We start from the raw sequence: 15,475 nt of genomic DNA on the forward strand, positions 1-15,475 counted from the left end.
ATTTGAAATGAGTTTTGGAAGTTTTGAAGGCAAAGAAGAGCAGTTTATTAATGAGATTAATATGACCCCCTTTGTGGATGTCATGCTGGTATTGCTCATTATTTTTATGATTACTGTTCCCGTTCTAAAGCATGCGGTAGATGTCAATTTGCCTCAAGCCTCAAGCAAGCCACAGGTAAATAAGCCAGAGATTTTGAATCTGAATATCGATCAATCAGGTGGATATACCTTGAATCAAAAAAAGATTGATGAGAAGGCTTTGCGGGAATTTTTACAAGAAGCAGCTAAATCAAGTACGCAACCCATTTTGCATATTTATGGCGATAAAAAGGTGGAGTATGACTATGTTGCAAAAGCGATGAGTATGGCTAATAGCGCAGGGATTGAAAAGGTTGGGTTTGTGACCAATCCAGGTAAATGATGGTGATCGAGCAAAAGAAAAGATTGGGGATTGCTTCGAGCCTAGCTCCACAAATCATCCGCCAGGCAGTCAATGTTGAAAATGCAGGTGGGCGAACCATTAGCTCAAAAGAGTTATTTACTGATGGCAGTCAAAGTATTTTGATTGAGCACGAAGGCACTGTTTACTGTTTGCGTGCTACCAAATTTGGCAAGTTATTGATTACCAAGTAAGGGTAAGGCATGTTTAAGAGGACTTCCTTATTTGTATTGATGGTGAATTTGATTGCCTGTAGCAGTGGAGCTCCATTAGCTGTCAAGAGTGCATCTCAAGATGAAGGTGAAGTTGTAGGTAGTGGCACTGTTTTAAACCAGAAGTTAATGTATGAGCAAAATGCAGTTACTCCAGCGGAGTTATTGAGAAATGTGCCCGGAGTGACACGTTAGTTTTTGTTGTGACATAAAGAAAATAGTAGCCAGCCGTACATGGGTTAGTAAACATAAACCCACGCGATGCAGCAAGCCAATTGAAATTAACTAATTTTTATTAGATTGGACTTGCTGTGAAAAAAGAAAGTATCAAACATAAAAGAAGAGATCAGGGTCTCACAGTCTCTAAAACAACTTTAGGGGCAGCTGTGGCGATGATTATGGTGGGCACTAGTCAGACCGCATTTGCTCAGGCTAGTGATACCCAGACCAAATCCATGGGCCAGGTTGAAGTAAAAGCCAAATACGATGACGAATCGAATCGTTATAACCGTAACTACAGCAATATCGGAAAAATTACCCAGGAGATATCAGATATTCCCCAGGCAATTACAGTCATACCCGAAGGTTTGCTTGAGGATCAGAACGCCACAACCTTAAAAGAGGGTCTGCGAAACGTACCTGGCCTAACCTTTAATGCGGGCGAGGGTGGTCGTATTGGCGACAATATGAATATCCGCGGCTTTTATAGCTTTGGCGATCTTTATGTGGATGGCATTCGGGATACGGCACAGTACAACCGGGATTTATTTAACGTTACCCAGGTAGATGTGCTTCGTGGTGCTGCCTCTATGTTATTTGGTAGAGGTCAGGCTGGCGGTGTAATTAATGAAGTTAGTAAAACACCATTTCTGATGAATAAGAGTAATGCTGCGGTGACGGCTGGTAGTTACGATTACTATCGTGGCACCGCCGATATGAACGTTGTATTGAATCAAGAAAGTAGTACTGCGTTTCGATTAAATGCAGTTGCACAAGATGCCAAGAGTTCGCGGGATGTAGTTCAGAACAAAACACTCGGTTTTGCGCCAACAGTTACGTACGGTATTGGCACTGATAATCAGGTTTCTCTTAGTTACTACTATCTCGATACCAACAATACCCCAGATTTTGGTGTTGGATTTGTTAATGGGAAGCCCTTAAATACCGCTACAGGTTTCAGTGGCACCAATCAAGATTATGAGAAGAACACAACACAGTTAACGACCCTATCCCAGCAATACACTTTTGATAAGGACACCTCCCTCAATACGAAGATTCGTTACTCTCACTACGACCGCTCACTTTGGTCAAATAAGGGGCGATCAGTTCTTCCGGTCACCACACTTGCGCTAGCAAATCCCCGGGGAGGGGAGGAGTCTACTTTTGCTTTCCAGTCTGATTTCAACAAGAGGTTCTCTACAGGCTCTATAGGGCATGAATTATTAGCTGGAGTTGAGCTATATAAAGAGAATGCAGAGCGCTATTCATTTAATACGGAGGGTTGTAATACAAATAACCGACCTTCTATTAGTACATCTATCAGCAATAACAGCATTGTTCGCGATACTTGTAAATACGGTTATGGCAATCAAGTGAAAACGCCATCTAGTCAAGTGAATTACACAGGCAATACTGCTTCTATTTATGCTCAGGATATGGTTGAGGTGTATACAGGTTGGAAAGTCTTGGGCGGCATTCGCTACGACTCTTTGCGGGCGAATTACCAGGCCCCTGGAAGCGCAACTACTTTTGGCCCCTCTCGCCAAGCTTCGCTAAATTTTGGAGAGCAAAGTTATAGAGCTGGTTTACTCCATCAACCCAATCTGAATGCTGCTTATTACCTCACTTGGAGCGACTCTTTCAACCCAACAGCCGATCTTTATCAATTATCTGCGGGTAATGGATACCCTGCAGAGCGAAGTGCAGTCACTGAGCTTGGTGCAAAGTGGAATATAACCGATGATGGATTGGCATTAAGGGCTGCCCTGTATCAGGCGGTAAAGAAGTGGGAGCGTAATACTGACCTTAATAGCACCAGTTCAATCGATTCAGTAAAAAGACATACCAATGGATTTGAGTTGGAACTCACGGGTAATATTACCGATAAGTGGGATATCTTCAGTGGTGCAGCATTAATGAGCTCGATTATTGATGATCAAGGCTACAGTGGAACGAATCGCCAAAATCCCAATTTAGTTGGCATGCGTGCTCGAAATGCTCCTGCTTATACCTACAATATTTGGACTACTTATAAAGTGGCACAAAATTGGAAAGTTGGTGGTGGTGTATTCGGGGTAGGTCAGAGACAGGTCTATGGTTTAAATACTGGAACTGCGCCGATTACAGCCAATCAAGTTCCAGCTTATGCCCGTGTTGATGCCATGTTGCAATATGACATCAAAGAGTACTCCCTGAAGTTGAACGTGATGAATCTTTTGAACACTACAAACTATGAGTCTGTATATGTCAATGGCGGCTTTGCGATCCCTGGAACCTTAAGGTCATATCAGTTACAGGCAGTAGTACGTTTCTAATCTTTAATGGAGTAAGTATGTTGTTAAGAGTTCCCAGTGTTCTTTCTAAAGCCCAAGTACATGAGGTGCGCAAAATTATAGATTCTGCCGCTTGGGCAGACGGGTCTATTACTGCTGGGACTCAATCTGCTAAAGCGAAGAAAAATTTTCAATTGCCGGAGGATGGACTTGAGTCACAAAAGGCAAGGACTATTGTTCTCGAGGCATTGGCTGCGAATGCGGAGTACCTTACTGGCGCGCTTCCAAAGAAAATATATCCTCCATTATTTAATAAGTATGAAGGTGCCAACAATAAATTTGGAAATCATATTGATAATGCGGTAAGGACCCATGCTGCTAGCGGTAAGCACGTCCGAACCGATATTTCTTGCACTCTATTTTTAACAGACCCATCGGAGTATGAGGGTGGCGAACTGGTCATTGAGGATACATTTGGTGAGCAACGCATTAAATTTAATGCTGGTGATATGGTGATGTATCCAGGCTCATCTGTTCATCGGGTGGAGCCAGTAAGTAAGGGAGCTCGTATCGCTTGCTTCTTTTGGACTGAGAGCATGATTCGTCTAGATGAGCAAAGAAGGGCGCTCTATGATTTGGATAATGCTATTTATCAGTTGCGCCAAGTAAAAGATGGCACCCCAGAAATTATTCGCTTAACTGGGGTTTATCACAACCTCATGCGGATGTGGGCTGATGTGTAGAATTTAGATCTACAAATTTCAATTAAATAAGGCTGTATATGATCAAAATTCTTCCCTTGGGCATTTCGGCTTTATGTCTGTTAAGCGCTTGTGCAGGATCTATTACAGTGTATTCAACGCCGGAAGGTGCTCTCATTAGCGCTGATAAAAGAGCGCTGGGTATTTCTCCGTATGTTATCGAGTTAAATCCTGATATCAGTAAAACCCTTCCAAAGGCTGCAGATGGTTGTTATGGTGCGCCAGTCTTTACTGCCCATTGGGCAAGTGGAGCCGTTGCCTCTTCTGAGGTAACTCCGCTATGCAAAGGTCTAGATGGAAATTACCAGATCTACATTCGCAGGCCAGTTGATGCGCCAGATTTGCAAAAGGATCTTGATGCAGCCAATCGACGAGAGGATGTTTTAGCACGCAGACGTCAAGCGCAGGCTATTAATAATGTAGCCAATTCTATTGAGATGAATGCTGCACCTTTTGGTTATGGCGGCTGGGGATGGGGTTATTAAGTCTTGTGAAATAAGTTGAAATAACTATAAATATTTTCTATGGTCTTAATAGTTAATATTGATAAATCTGTTTGATATGCGTCAAATCCTGTTTTTTTAATTCCTTTAAAAAGGAGGGGAGAAACATGTAAAAGGAATGACCTTATGAAACTGAAACTGACCTCTTTGTTATTAGCAGCAATGATGGCTGCCCTAGTGGGTTGTGGTGATAAAGCTGCTACCACTGCCAGCAAGCCTGCGGATGCCGGCGGCACTGTGATGGATGAGCCGATCAAGCCAATCAATGCTCTCAATGTAGCGAATCCAGCGCTAGTTGAACTTGGTAAACAACTCTACTTTGATCCACGTCTTTCAAAGTCAGGCTTCATTTCTTGTAATTCATGTCATAACCTCTCTATGGGTGGTACTGATAACTTAAAAACTTCTATTGGTCATAAGTGGAATCAAGGCCCTATCAATGCTCCAACAGTACTCAATTCCAGCCTAAACCTTGCCCAGTTCTGGGATGGCCGTGCAGCCGATTTGAAGGAGCAAGCAGGTGGCCCTATTGCTAATCCAGGTGAGATGGGCTTTACACATGAGTTAGCCGTGAAGACCCTAGAAACCATTCCTGGTTATGTTGCTGAGTTCAAGCAAATCTTTGGCACAGACAAGATCACTATTAATGAAGTAACTAAAGCAATTGCAGCATTTGAAGAAACCTTAGTTACTCCAAACTCACCATTTGATAAATGGCTCAAAGGCGATAAGAATGCCTTAACTGCACAGCAAGTGAAGGGTTATGAGCTGTTTAAGAACAGTGGTTGTATTGGTTGTCATAATGGTCCAGCAGTTGGCGGAAATTCCTTCCAGAAGATGGGTGTTGTTGAGCCATACAAAGGCGATAACTCTCTTGAAGGTCGTGCTGGCGTGACCAAGAAGGATGTAGACCGCTTTAACTTCAAAGTGCCTACATTGCGTAATATTGAATTAACCTACCCCTACTTCCATGACGGCGAAGCAAAAACACTTGCTGAAGCGGTTGAGATTATGGGTCAGATTCAGTTGGGTCGTAAGTTCACCAAGGAAGAGAATGGCGATATCGTAGCGTTCTTGTACTCACTGACAGGCGATCAACCAAGCTTCAAGTTACCTCAACTTCCTCCATCGGCTCCAGGCACACCTAGCCCACAGCCTTTTGATCCGAAGCCAGCCAAGAAGTAATCGGTAGTTTGATTTAGTAAGTGCACTGCCCGCATCTCAACATGCGGGCAGTTGTCATTTTGGAATGGCAATACGCGTTTAACCCCGCAAAAACCTGGCTTAAAGGAGGGGAGGGGTTTTTCCCTAGATGTATTATTTAATTTAACTATATAATATTAAAATATATATTGTTATTGCGCCCAAACTGTATTGATTTCAGCTTTTGTTTAAAAGCCGAAATACTGATAAACCAAGCGAAAGATTTGTATGAGCAAAAAATCAAAAAGTGACATGGTAATGGAGCCAAGTCGTCGCCATTTTTTAAAGGGCGCCACTACTTTATCCTTGGCTTCTGGGGGTATTGAATTAGCAATCCCTGCAGTAGCAAATGCCGCCATTAAAACTAACGCTAGAGTGGTGATTGTTGGCAGTGGACTTGGCGGTATTGCTGTTGCTAACCGACTGATGCGTGATCTGGACGGCGTTAAAGTCACGATTGTGGATCGCAAAGAAATTCACAATTACCAGCCAGGCTATACCTTGGTGGCAACAGGCATCTGGCCAGTAGATAAAGTGGCAGATCGTAATAGTGATTTGCAGCCAAGTGGAATCGATTGGGTGCAAGAGATGGCTACTGAATTTGATCCAGAAGGCAACTCCATCACAACGGACTCCGGTAGGAAAATTCCCTATGATTTTTTATTGGTAGCTACCGGGTTGCATTTGGATTTCGACAAAATTGAAGGTATGGATATCAAGCATATCGGTAGCAATGGATTGGCTAGCGTCTATCCAAGCCCCCAAGCGGCTTCTGCCACATGGCAGGCGATGGACGCCTTTAGACAAAAAGGCGGCGATGCTGTGATGACTCTGCCTGGTACACCAATGAAGTGTGCTGGCGCACCTTTAAAAATGACATTTATGCTTGATGGTCGTTTACGTCAAAGCGGCAAACGGGAAAATAGCAAGATTGCTTTCCATAGTGCTGGAAGCAATATTTTTGGAGTTCCTTCCGTTAATGACAATGTGCTCTCCCGTTGGGAAAAGCTTGGTATTGAAACCCAATATAAGAGTCAGTTATCGGCCATTGATATTGGCGCGAGAAAGGCCACCTTTATGGATCCTGCTAGTAAAGAGAAAACAGAGGTGCCTTATGACTTCATTCATGTGGTGCCCCCAATGCGTGCCCCTGATGCAGTAAAAAATAGTCTACTGTCATATCAGGATGGACCAATGGCTGCTGGTGGATGGCTTGAGGTAGATAAATTTAGTTTGCAGCACACACGCTTTCCGAATGTATTTGGAATTGGCGATATCAACGGAACGCCGCGGGGTAAGACGGCGGCTACTGTGAAAAAGAGCGCTCCGATTGTTGCTCAAAATATGATTGATGCTATACAAGGAAAAGCGCTATCAGGCGATCGTTTTGACGGCTACACATCCTGTCCACTGCTTCTCAGAGAGGGCTCAGCGATGTTGATTGAATTTGATTACGCTGGCAAATTAACCCCCACTATCCCATTTATTGAGCCTTTGCAGGATAGCTATTTCGCATGGTTGATGAAATATCGATTCTTAAAGCCTGCTTATATCTCTGTCGCCAAAGGGCGCGTTTAATTTAGGAGTTATCTATGTACGAGATTTGGTTAGGTATCAATATTTTCTACGAATTGGCTTTGATGTATTTGCCATTGTTGTTTGTGCTCTTTGTGGTTTGGGCTGGACTAATGGTTTATGCATTCCAGAAGAAGGCCCACTGGTCCAAAGGCATTAAAGGTGCAATTATTGGTGGCATCATCGCCACCATCATTGCCTTTTTAGTAGTTCCAGGAATCACTAAGTCATCCTTAAGCGAATTAGGCTACTGGTTTGACTATGTTGCCTTATTAGGAATTGCGGCGATGTATGGCGCCGTCGCAGCGGCCTTGATTTGGCCACTCAGCTCTCCCAAGGCGCGCTAAACAAAAGTTGGGTTCCGTTTATTGTTGGTCAAGAGTTTGCTGAAGAGATTCAGCATTCTTGATGTATTCAATTTTGGCGATTTTTCCTTGAGTTAGAAAGATGGCTGTTACGGCATCTTCCTCTTTTGGCCATCCTTTACTGTCTTCACTATTCAGAATGATGCCAACTGAGTAGGGTAGATCGCGCATTGATGGTAGGGCAAAAGTTTTGGTAATAAATCCTGGCATTTTGCTCAAGTCAGAAAAATAGACGGTTTTCTTGCTGCTTAAATAGTCTGCGCCTTTTTGGCTCAAAATGCTTTGCACGATAGTGTTGGCATTTCGACTGCCGCTAAAAAGTATGAGTTTTGTATCGGCAGGAATTAACCATGGCTTCTCATGCTGATCATTGATGGCCATTTTAGGGGTGGGGTCACCTACCTGGAGTAGTGGTACTTGCGCCCATATTGTCGAGCACATGACTGTGAGTGCCAGCGCTAAGCCCGCGAAGCTTCTTTGAATATCTTTCATTTCTTTCCTCTTTGCTTTGCAAGGCCTTAATAGCCTTACTCAATGTACGTAATATAAAAATACATTATATATTTTTATATATTAGTGTACTATGAAGTTGTGACAATAACGACGCTAATGAACTAAAGGAAACCATCATGAGTGAAATGACAGTGCAATTCCCAAGATTAAACGAGAGAGCTCCAGAATTTAGGGCTAAGACGACTTTTGGAGAGAAGAAGCTATCTGACTATGAAGGTAAGTGGTTGATCCTATTCTCACACCCGGCAGACTTTACTCCGGTATGTACAACTGAATTTATTGGCTTTGCTAAAGCTGCAGAGACCTTCAAATCCATGAATTGTGAGTTATTGGGCTTGTCAATCGACAGTCTCTTCTCTCACTTAGCTTGGGTCAGAAACATTGAGGAGAAGTTTGGTCAAAAGATTACTTTCCCAATCATTGAGGATATTAAGATGGAAGTTGCCTCTGCCTACGGTATGGTTCATCCAGGTGCAGCCGATACACAAGCAGTACGCGCTACCTTCTTTATCGACCCTAAAGGCATCCTACGTGCCATGGTTTATTACCCAATGAGCAATGGCCGCTCAATTAATGAATTTGTTCGCTTATTGCAGGCAATGCAAACTAGCGATAAGAATTCAGTAGCGACCCCAGAAGGTTGGACTCCAGGTTGCGATGTGATCGTGCCGCCGCCAAAAACTTCAGAGGCTGCCGATAAGCGTGCTAGTGAAGGCTACAACACGGTAGATTGGTACTACAGCACTAAAAAACTGTAATGCTTGCAAATCTGACTTAGATTAAATCCCCATCCATAAGATGGGGATTTTTTTGGATTACTCTTCCAGCAAGCTTCTTAACATCCAGGCAGTTTTCTCATGGACATCCTGCCTTTGAGTGAGTAGATCAGCGGTTGGTTGATCGCAGGCTTTCTCTACCAATGGAAAAAGTTTGCGCGCTGTTTTTGCTGTGGCTTCCTGCGCCTTAACTAATAGTCTTACCATATCCATCGCCTTGGGAGTGCCTGACACCTCCTCGATGGAGGTTAATTTGGAAAATTCTTTATAGGTACCTGGAGCGGGCTCGCCTAAAGCCCGGATTCGTTCTGCAATCAAATCTAGGGCGGCCCATTGCTCCGTATATTGAGCCATAAACATAGTGTGAAGTGTGTTGAACATTGGACCTTTTACGTTCCAATGAAAATTATGAGTCATCAAGTACAAAGAGTAGCTATCCGCCAGAAGGGCGGAGAGGCCCTTGGCAATTGCTTTGCGGTCCTTTTCACCGATGCCGATATCAATCGTGAAGTTAGCTGGTTTGGCACCCATATTGTTCCTTAATTTGAAATGATTAATCAAACGAGTTGATCTCAAATCAATATTGCCACAGTTAACAACAGGCTACTAAATTTTTAAATTCCCAAGAATAATCTGAAGTATCTGAAGGATAAGTAGTAGAGCGAGTGGGGATAAATCTAAGGCACCAAAGTTGGGTATTACCTTTCTAATCGGAGCGAGTAGGGGGTTCACTAACAGTGACACTAGAAACTGAATTTGAGTTCCTGTGCCAACCCAGGAAAGAATGATGCTGACAAAGACCAGACCAACAAGACCCGAAAGAGTCAGATTCAGCATATCAACTAATGCCAGCGCTAACCAAGAGATATCAATCGAAGTAGTGCCAGAGATAAATAGCAGGATCGAAATTTTGGCCAAAATTAAAAGATAGGCTGCGACACAACTCGCTAGATCAAAGCGACCAATACTGGGTACGAAGCGTCTGAGCGGAAGAACAATCCAGTTACTTAAAGGCAGAATATAGGTGCCAATAGACTTACTTTGTCCTGCGCCTAAATTGAAGGCAAGCCACTGTAAATAGCAGCGTAAAAGGCAGGCTCCCGCAACAATGCTAACGAGTACCTGAAGAATGAGATTGGCAATTTGTATCAACATAAGCATATTGTAGGGTGTTTAAACGGCAAGGGTTCAGCAGCATTATTCAATTGGTGCAACAATCAAATATAGAAAATTCAATTATTAGGAGCTGCCGTGCTCGATTCACTTTTATTCAGTCGTATTCAGTTTGGCGCTAATATTTCTTTTCACATTCTGTTCCCGACAATATCGATTGCTTTAGGTTGGTTTCTATTGTTTTTCAAGATCCAATTTAATCGCACGGGATTGGAGTACTGGCAAGAGGCTTATCAGTTCTGGGTCAAGATTTTTGCTTTGACATTTGCTTTGGGTGTAGTGAGCGGCATCACCATGAGTTTTCAGTTTGGGACTAATTGGCCTGGCTATATGGAAACTGTCGGCAACATTGCTGGGCCATTACTAGCCTATGAAGTATTAACAGCCTTTTTTCTAGAGGCCACTTTTTTAGGCGTCATGCTTTTTGGTGCAAAGCGCGTCTCCGCCAGAATGCACACCATAGCCACTTTCTTGGTTGCTTTTGGAACCAGCTTGTCTGCCTTTTGGATTATTGCCTTGAATTCTTGGATGCAGACCCCGCAAGGTTTCATCATGATTGATGGCAAAGCTCATGCGGTTGATTGGATGACCATCATTTTTAATCCATCCATGCCTTATCGCTTGGGCCATATGTTGCTCGCTTCATTCTTAACAGTCTCATTCTTTATAGCTGGTATCTCTGCTTATCGTTATTTACGTAATAGTCGATCAATAGCGAATGCCATGGTGATGAAATTTGCGCTTACAGTAGCGATGGTTTTAATCCCTGTGCAAATTATGCTGGGCGATATGCATGGTCTTAATACCCTAGAGCACCAGCCAGCCAAGCTCGCAGCGATGGAGGGTATTTGGGAAAGTGGCTCTGGAGTGCCTGCAGTCATCTTCGCAGTTCCTAACCAGGAAACTCGCTCTAATGATTATGAGGTGAGCATCCCCAAATTAGCTTCGCTGTATTTAACGCATAGTTGGAATGGAGAGGTAAAAGGTTTAGATGCTTTTGGAGACAAGATTCCACCAGTGGTCCCAGTATTTTTTGCGTTTCGAATTATGGTGGGTGTAGGTGTTCTCATGCTCTTAGTTTCGTGGTTTGCACGCTGGCAACTGCGGGGTACTCGAGTCTTGCCTGAGTGGACAGCTAAAGTTCTAGTTCTAATGACTTTCTCTGGCTGGGTAGCTGTTTTGTCAGGTTGGTATGTAACAGAAATTGGTCGCCAACCTTATCTGGTGACTGGGGTGCTAACGACTGCTCAAGCGGTAACCACATTGCCATCGAATATGGTCCTATCGACCTTGCTGATGTATATCACGGTCTATATTGGATTACTAACCGCTTATATGTGGGCAGTGTTCTATTTGGCGCGTCAAGCAGATGAGAAGGGCGCCTCTGAAGTCTACACTGCGAAGGCGGCACCCGTTAAAACTCCACTAGGTACCTAATCATGAACTCCATGGATCTCACCCAAGCATCGGTATGGTTGCCACTATTTTTCTTTGTGGCTATGGGTATTGCGATGTTGTCGTATGTTGTGCTCGATGGTTATGACTTAGGCATTGGGATGTTATTGAACCGTGCCTCTGATCATGACAAAGACATGATGATTGCATCCATTGGCCCCTTTTGGGATGCTAATGAGACTTGGATTGTATTGGGAGTTGGTTTGCTATTGGTGGCATTTCCATTGGCGCACGGCTTGATCTTGACCGAGCTCTATTTACCGGTCGCAGTAATGTTGCTAGGCCTCATTTTGAGGGGTGTTTCTTTTGACTTCAGGGTCAAGGTCAATATTGAACAAAAGCCTTTATGGAACTTTTTGTTTTATGTGGGTAGCCTGTTAGCGGCGATTTCCCAGGGCATCATGATTGGGCGTCTGATTGTGGGTTTTGAATCGGGCCTCTTAGGATGGTTATTTTCTATCTTGGTCGCTATTTGTTTGCCAGCAGGTTACATCTTGCTTGGATCAACTTGGCTTATTTTAAAAACAGAAGGGAATCTGCAGAAGCGTGCTTTTATATGGGCCAAAACCAGTCTCTGGTTAACGGCCTTTGGAGTCGCATTAGTTTCTTTGGCAACGCCTTACTTTAGCCCTGAGATCATGCATAAATGGTTTGCATGGCCGCAGATTCTTTGGCTATCTCCGGTGCCTGTTGCAACCGCAATTTTGTTTTTACTAACGCATCATTTTATTAATGCTGTTGAAAAGAAAACCAGCACCCGTGAATGGTTGCCATTTGCCTGTGTAGTTGCCATCTTTTGGCTGTCATTCTTTGGGATTGCTTACAGCATCTTTCCTTACGTCATTATCGGAGAGATGACCTTATGGCAGGCTGCCGCTGCCACCGAATCTTTGTGGGTGATTTTTTGGGGTGCGATAGTCGTGTTGCCCACCATCTTGGGCTACACCCTGTTTTCTTATCGCATCTTTAAGGGTAAGGCTAGTGCACTGACTTACTACTAGGAGTGCTCAGCGTTTATTGAGTTCTTTTAGAAGTGTTCTTTGCACTACAAATGCTAGGGGCAGAGCAAGCCAGCTGAGCCATAAATAAGGAGAATCTGCTGGCAGTGATTTTCTGACGAGATATTCAAAAATGAAGGCGGCAGCAATAGCAATTGTGCTGGAGGTAATAACGTTTTTATCTATTTTCTTACGCATAACATCTCTAATCAGTAAAAGGGTTTAATCGTTAAAGGTCACAACGTGATCAGCCACCAAATGGATACCAATTTTTTCTCCAATGGCATGATCGTGGTGGCTTGGAACAAAAGCAAAAATCTCTACTCCAGAGTTGAGTTTAAGTGTGTATAAAAAATCAGCGCCACGGAAAATCTTGCGTACTACTTCTGCTTGCATAGGGCTGTGATCATCATGGGAGATATCATCTGCACGCAAGAGAACATCAATCTGATCACCTACTTTTCCGTTGTGTCCAGGCTCTAAATCTAATTCACCTAATTCGATTCTGACTTTATTGTTAGGCTGAACCAGTCCTTTTACAAAGACGCCGCGACCAATAAAGTCTGCAACATATCGATTGACTGGTTGGTGATAGAGCTCATATGGAATATCCCACTGAATGACTTTGCCGTCAGCCATGACACCTGTTTTATCGGCAATTGCAAATGCCTCAAATTGATCATGTGTCACGAGTAGGGCGGTAATATTATTTGCCTTGAGAATTTCTCGGGTCTCACCTGCAAGGCGCTCCCTCAGTTCAATATCGAGACTTGAGAAAGGTTCATCTAGCAAAATTAAGTCAGGCTCCGGGGCCATCGCCCTTGCCAGTGCCACTCGTTGCTGTTGTCCGCCGCTCAGTTCGTGAGGGTAGGCATCAGCCTTGTTCGAGAGCGAGACTCTTTCAAGCCATTCCTTGGCAACGCTGGATCTTTGCTGGCTGGGGAGGTGCTGAAGGCCAAAGGCAATATTTTCTAAAACACTCAGATGAGGGAAGAGGGCGAAGTCTTGAAAGACCATGCCTACTTTTCTTTGATTCGGTGGAGTATGAATGGAGGCAGAGCTCACAATCTGGTCTCGCAACAGGATCTCACCTGCTTTTACTGGCTCAAATCCACAAATAGCTCGAAGAACGGTTGATTTCCCACAGCCTGAGGAGCCCAGTAGGCAGCCAATTTCACCTTGGGCAAGATCTAGATTGAGGCCTTTGACAGCCGTGACGCGCCCTTGACCATCCAGGCTGGGATAGTCAATTTCCAGCTGTTTGATAGAAAGCAGTGTGTGAGTCGAGTTCATCCCTATAATTTTCTCATTAATGCTAGTGGTTTAATACATAGCTAGAGTCTAAACGGATTGTGGGTCGAATGAATCGTATTGTGGTGCCGCTTGCCCTGTTGTTATTTTTGCCCCTATTTGGCTTGGCAGCGCCATTCCTATTTCCGGGAAGTGATTTATTAGCCAGCGGCACCCTGAGTCATTTGTGGAACTTTGTGTTGGGTGGATATATTGCCTCCACCTTAGTACTCATACTCGGTGTTGGGGTAGGGGTATTTATCCTGGGTGTAGGTAATGCCTGGATCATCGCTAGCTATGATTTTCCGGGTAAAAAAATATTTGAGTGGGCTTTAATTCTCCCCTTGGCTGTCCCTACTTACGTCATGGCTTATTTATTTGTAGATCTGCTGCAGTTTTCTGGGCCGATACAAAGTGGTCTTCGTAGCATGCTGGGAATGGAGTCGCTATGGTTCTTTCCGGATCCGCGTTCATTGAGTGGGGCTATTTGGTCGTTTTCATTCTGCCTCTTTCCCTATGTCTACCTCATTACTCGTACTGCATTTCTAGAGCGTAGCGGTCGATTGATTGAGGTTTCAGAAACGCTTGGCTACAGTCCTTTGCAAGGGTTTATGAAGTTAGTGCTACCTATGGCAAGACCAGCCATCTTCGCCGGCATGGCCTTGGCACTCATGGAGGTCTTGGCTGATTTTGGAGCGGTTTCTTACTTTGGTGTACAGACCTTTGCAACGGGCATCTTTAAGGCTTGGCTTTCTTTTGGTGACCGTATAGCTGCGGTACAGCTAGCCTTGGGCCTATTGAGTTTTGTCTTGCTCATCTTCTTTATTGAGCAAAGTAGCCGTTCTAAATTGCGTTATGCCTCTTCATCAAGAGGTAAGACATTGGCTAAGTCTTTGCGCGGTAAGAGAGCCTTTTTTGCATTTGCATTTTGTGGTGCTACGCTCTTGTGCGGCTTCTTGCTGCCAGCATTTGCACTTGTGCAATTACTCTTTAAGCAAGGCCTGACAATTGATATTCGATATCTAGATTGGTTGAGTAATTCTTTATCTGTTTCGGTGTTGACTGCAGTTATTTCAGTTGTACTTGCAGTATTTTTTGCTTACTCGGTGAGGATGAATGCTCGCTTAAGCTGGGTCAATCGATTACTTGGCTTTGGTTATGCACTCCCAGGCGCAGTACTGGCTATCGGCATCCTTTCTTTTCTAGAAATTTTTCAGCTTGCTTGGTGGATGTCTGCGAGCATGCTGGTTCTGGTCTACGCTTATTTGGTGCGCTTTCTATCCTCCAGCTTGCAAAGTGTGGAGGCGGGGCTTGCCCGCATTACTCCATCTATGGATGCTTCGGCGGCTCTATTAGGCTTGTCTAAAGGACGGATTTTGAGGCGGGTACACGTACCCTTGCTAAAGCGGAGCCTCATTACAGCAGGCCTCTTTGTCTTCGTGGATGTGATGAAGGAGTTGCCAGCAACCCTACTATTACGCCCCTTTAACTTTGATACTTTGGCTGTGGCCACCTATCAATTGGCGGCCGATGAGCGCCTTGCTGAGCTGGCTTTACCCTCCTTAACGATTGTTTTAGTAGGGCTTTTCCCGGTTTTATTGCTTTCCAGGGTGATTTCTAAATCTTAATTGATAATCATTCGTATTTGTGATACATTAGATTTATTCTAATTCTGATCGTAAATACAACAATGGCAAGTCAATCAATATCCCAATTCCTA

18 protein-coding genes are annotated in these 15,475 nt (G+C 44.0%); 13 read left to right on the forward strand and 5 right to left on the reverse strand.

Features of this window, described 5'->3' with window-relative positions; all coding sequences use genetic code 11:
* Positions 1-7 precede the first annotated feature (7 nt).
* From A2X74_RS04055 to A2X74_RS04095, 9 genes are all read left to right on the forward strand, one after another.
* The gene (locus tag A2X74_RS04055) at positions 8-421 is read left to right on the forward strand and encodes a biopolymer transporter ExbD (protein ID WP_293624699.1); all 414 of its coding nucleotides are present in this window, start codon (positions 8-10) and stop codon (positions 419-421) included.
* Complete coding sequence (gene hemP / locus A2X74_RS04060; protein WP_293624697.1) at positions 421-633, forward strand: hemin uptake protein HemP; 213 nt, start codon at positions 421-423, stop codon at positions 631-633. The genes A2X74_RS04055 and hemP overlap by 1 nt, the downstream gene beginning before the upstream one ends.
* Positions 634-642: 9 nt before the next feature.
* Positions 643-846, forward strand: coding sequence for a hypothetical protein (locus A2X74_RS04065; protein ID WP_293624695.1), 204 nt, complete (start codon positions 643-645; stop codon positions 844-846).
* A gap of 116 nt (positions 847-962) precedes the next feature.
* On the forward strand, positions 963-3,185 hold the full coding sequence (locus A2X74_RS04070; RefSeq protein WP_293624693.1) for a TonB-dependent receptor: 2,223 nt from the start codon (positions 963-965) through the stop codon (positions 3,183-3,185).
* A gap of 17 nt (positions 3,186-3,202) precedes the next feature.
* Positions 3,203-3,886 carry a Fe2+-dependent dioxygenase gene (locus tag A2X74_RS04075; protein WP_293624691.1) on the forward strand — a complete coding sequence of 228 codons (684 nt, stop codon included), beginning with the start codon at positions 3,203-3,205 and terminating at the stop codon, positions 3,884-3,886.
* Positions 3,887-3,924: 38 nt separating this feature from the next.
* Positions 3,925-4,389, forward strand: coding sequence for a hypothetical protein (locus tag A2X74_RS04080; protein WP_293624690.1), 465 nt, complete (start codon positions 3,925-3,927; stop codon positions 4,387-4,389).
* A 258-nt stretch (positions 4,390-4,647) separates the two neighbouring features.
* Positions 4,648-5,592, forward strand: a complete 945-nt coding sequence (locus tag A2X74_RS04085; RefSeq protein ID WP_293624799.1) for a cytochrome-c peroxidase — start codon at positions 4,648-4,650, stop codon at positions 5,590-5,592.
* A 246-nt stretch (positions 5,593-5,838) separates the two neighbouring features.
* Positions 5,839-7,188, forward strand: coding sequence for an FAD/NAD(P)-binding oxidoreductase (locus A2X74_RS04090; protein WP_293624688.1), 1,350 nt, complete (start codon positions 5,839-5,841; stop codon positions 7,186-7,188).
* Between the two features lie 14 nt (positions 7,189-7,202).
* Positions 7,203-7,532: a hypothetical protein gene (locus A2X74_RS04095; protein ID WP_293624686.1), complete on the forward strand. Its 330-nt coding sequence runs from the start codon at positions 7,203-7,205 to the stop codon at positions 7,530-7,532.
* An 18-nt stretch (positions 7,533-7,550) separates the two neighbouring features.
* Here the strand turns inward: A2X74_RS04095 and A2X74_RS04100 are convergent, their stop codons facing one another.
* Positions 7,551-8,042: a hypothetical protein gene (locus tag A2X74_RS04100; protein WP_293624684.1), complete on the reverse strand. Its 492-nt coding sequence runs from the start codon at positions 8,040-8,042 to the stop codon at positions 7,551-7,553.
* Positions 8,043-8,179: 137 nt separating this feature from the next.
* Here A2X74_RS04100 and A2X74_RS04105 point away from each other — a divergent pair, with 137 nt between their 5' ends.
* Positions 8,180-8,821, forward strand: a complete 642-nt coding sequence (locus A2X74_RS04105) for a peroxiredoxin (protein WP_293624683.1) — start codon at positions 8,180-8,182, stop codon at positions 8,819-8,821.
* A gap of 57 nt (positions 8,822-8,878) precedes the next feature.
* Here A2X74_RS04105 and A2X74_RS04110 read toward each other — a convergent pair whose 3' ends face one another.
* Together A2X74_RS04110 and A2X74_RS04115 are read right to left on the reverse strand one after the other, a co-directional pair.
* Positions 8,879-9,370 (reverse strand): Dps family protein, encoded by a 492-nt coding sequence (locus tag A2X74_RS04110; protein WP_293624682.1) that lies wholly within the window; start codon positions 9,368-9,370, stop codon positions 8,879-8,881.
* A gap of 75 nt (positions 9,371-9,445) precedes the next feature.
* Positions 9,446-9,994: a YggT family protein gene (locus tag A2X74_RS04115; RefSeq protein ID WP_293624681.1), complete on the reverse strand. Its 549-nt coding sequence runs from the start codon at positions 9,992-9,994 to the stop codon at positions 9,446-9,448.
* A 96-nt stretch (positions 9,995-10,090) separates the two neighbouring features.
* Between A2X74_RS04115 and A2X74_RS04120 the strand changes: the two genes are divergently transcribed.
* Positions 10,091-11,449: a cytochrome ubiquinol oxidase subunit I gene (locus tag A2X74_RS04120; RefSeq protein ID WP_293624680.1), complete on the forward strand. Its 1,359-nt coding sequence runs from the start codon at positions 10,091-10,093 to the stop codon at positions 11,447-11,449.
* A gap of 2 nt (positions 11,450-11,451) precedes the next feature.
* Positions 11,452-12,468, forward strand: coding sequence for a cytochrome d ubiquinol oxidase subunit II (locus A2X74_RS04125; protein WP_293624679.1), 1,017 nt, complete (start codon positions 11,452-11,454; stop codon positions 12,466-12,468).
* A 6-nt stretch (positions 12,469-12,474) separates the two neighbouring features.
* Here the strand turns inward: A2X74_RS04125 and A2X74_RS04130 are convergent, their stop codons facing one another.
* Together A2X74_RS04130 and A2X74_RS04135 are read right to left on the reverse strand one after the other, a co-directional pair.
* The gene (locus A2X74_RS04130) at positions 12,475-12,663 is read right to left on the reverse strand and encodes a hypothetical protein (protein WP_293624677.1); all 189 of its coding nucleotides are present in this window, start codon (positions 12,661-12,663) and stop codon (positions 12,475-12,477) included.
* Positions 12,664-12,687: 24 nt separating this feature from the next.
* Positions 12,688-13,758: an ABC transporter ATP-binding protein gene (locus A2X74_RS04135; RefSeq protein ID WP_293624675.1), complete on the reverse strand. Its 1,071-nt coding sequence runs from the start codon at positions 13,756-13,758 to the stop codon at positions 12,688-12,690.
* A gap of 68 nt (positions 13,759-13,826) precedes the next feature.
* Between A2X74_RS04135 and A2X74_RS04140 the strand changes: the two genes are divergently transcribed.
* Entirely contained in the window at positions 13,827-15,383 is a 1,557-nt protein-coding gene (locus A2X74_RS04140; protein ID WP_293624673.1) for an iron ABC transporter permease, read from the forward strand.
* The last annotated feature ends 92 nt before the right edge of the window (positions 15,384-15,475 follow it).

The organism is Polynucleobacter sp. GWA2_45_21 (assembly GCF_001830325.1).
In the GTDB taxonomy this organism is placed as follows: Bacteria; Pseudomonadota; Gammaproteobacteria; order Burkholderiales; family Burkholderiaceae; genus Polynucleobacter.

Bases quoted from the DNA above. Each gene is read 5' to 3' on its own strand.
- A2X74_RS04090 (WP_293624688.1), top strand. From the start codon at position 5,839: ATGAGCAAAAAATCAAAAAGTGACATGGTAATGGAGCCAAGTCGTCGC.
- A2X74_RS04095 (WP_293624686.1), top strand. From the start codon at position 7,203: ATGTACGAGATTTGGTTAGGTATCAATATTTTCTACGAATTGGCTTTG.
- A2X74_RS04115 (WP_293624681.1), bottom strand. From the start codon at position 9,994: ATGTTGATACAAATTGCCAATCTCATTCTTCAGGTACTCGTTAGCATT.
- A2X74_RS04135 (WP_293624675.1), bottom strand. From the start codon at position 13,758: ATGAACTCGACTCACACACTGCTTTCTATCAAACAGCTGGAAATTGAC.
- A2X74_RS04075 (WP_293624691.1), top strand. From the start codon at position 3,203: ATGTTGTTAAGAGTTCCCAGTGTTCTTTCTAAAGCCCAAGTACATGAG.
- A2X74_RS04125 (WP_293624679.1), top strand. From the start codon at position 11,452: ATGAACTCCATGGATCTCACCCAAGCATCGGTATGGTTGCCACTATTT.
- A2X74_RS04080 (WP_293624690.1), top strand. From the start codon at position 3,925: ATGATCAAAATTCTTCCCTTGGGCATTTCGGCTTTATGTCTGTTAAGC.
- A2X74_RS04130 (WP_293624677.1), bottom strand. From the start codon at position 12,663: ATGCGTAAGAAAATAGATAAAAACGTTATTACCTCCAGCACAATTGCT.
- hemP (WP_293624697.1), top strand. From the start codon at position 421: ATGGTGATCGAGCAAAAGAAAAGATTGGGGATTGCTTCGAGCCTAGCT.
- A2X74_RS04065 (WP_293624695.1), top strand. From the start codon at position 643: ATGTTTAAGAGGACTTCCTTATTTGTATTGATGGTGAATTTGATTGCC.
- A2X74_RS04110 (WP_293624682.1), bottom strand. From the start codon at position 9,370: ATGGGTGCCAAACCAGCTAACTTCACGATTGATATCGGCATCGGTGAA.
- A2X74_RS04055 (WP_293624699.1), top strand. From the start codon at position 8: ATGAGTTTTGGAAGTTTTGAAGGCAAAGAAGAGCAGTTTATTAATGAG.
- A2X74_RS04105 (WP_293624683.1), top strand. From the start codon at position 8,180: ATGAGTGAAATGACAGTGCAATTCCCAAGATTAAACGAGAGAGCTCCA.
- A2X74_RS04100 (WP_293624684.1), bottom strand. From the start codon at position 8,042: ATGAAAGATATTCAAAGAAGCTTCGCGGGCTTAGCGCTGGCACTCACA.
- A2X74_RS04085 (WP_293624799.1), top strand. From the start codon at position 4,648: ATGGATGAGCCGATCAAGCCAATCAATGCTCTCAATGTAGCGAATCCA.
- A2X74_RS04140 (WP_293624673.1), top strand. From the start codon at position 13,827: ATGAATCGTATTGTGGTGCCGCTTGCCCTGTTGTTATTTTTGCCCCTA.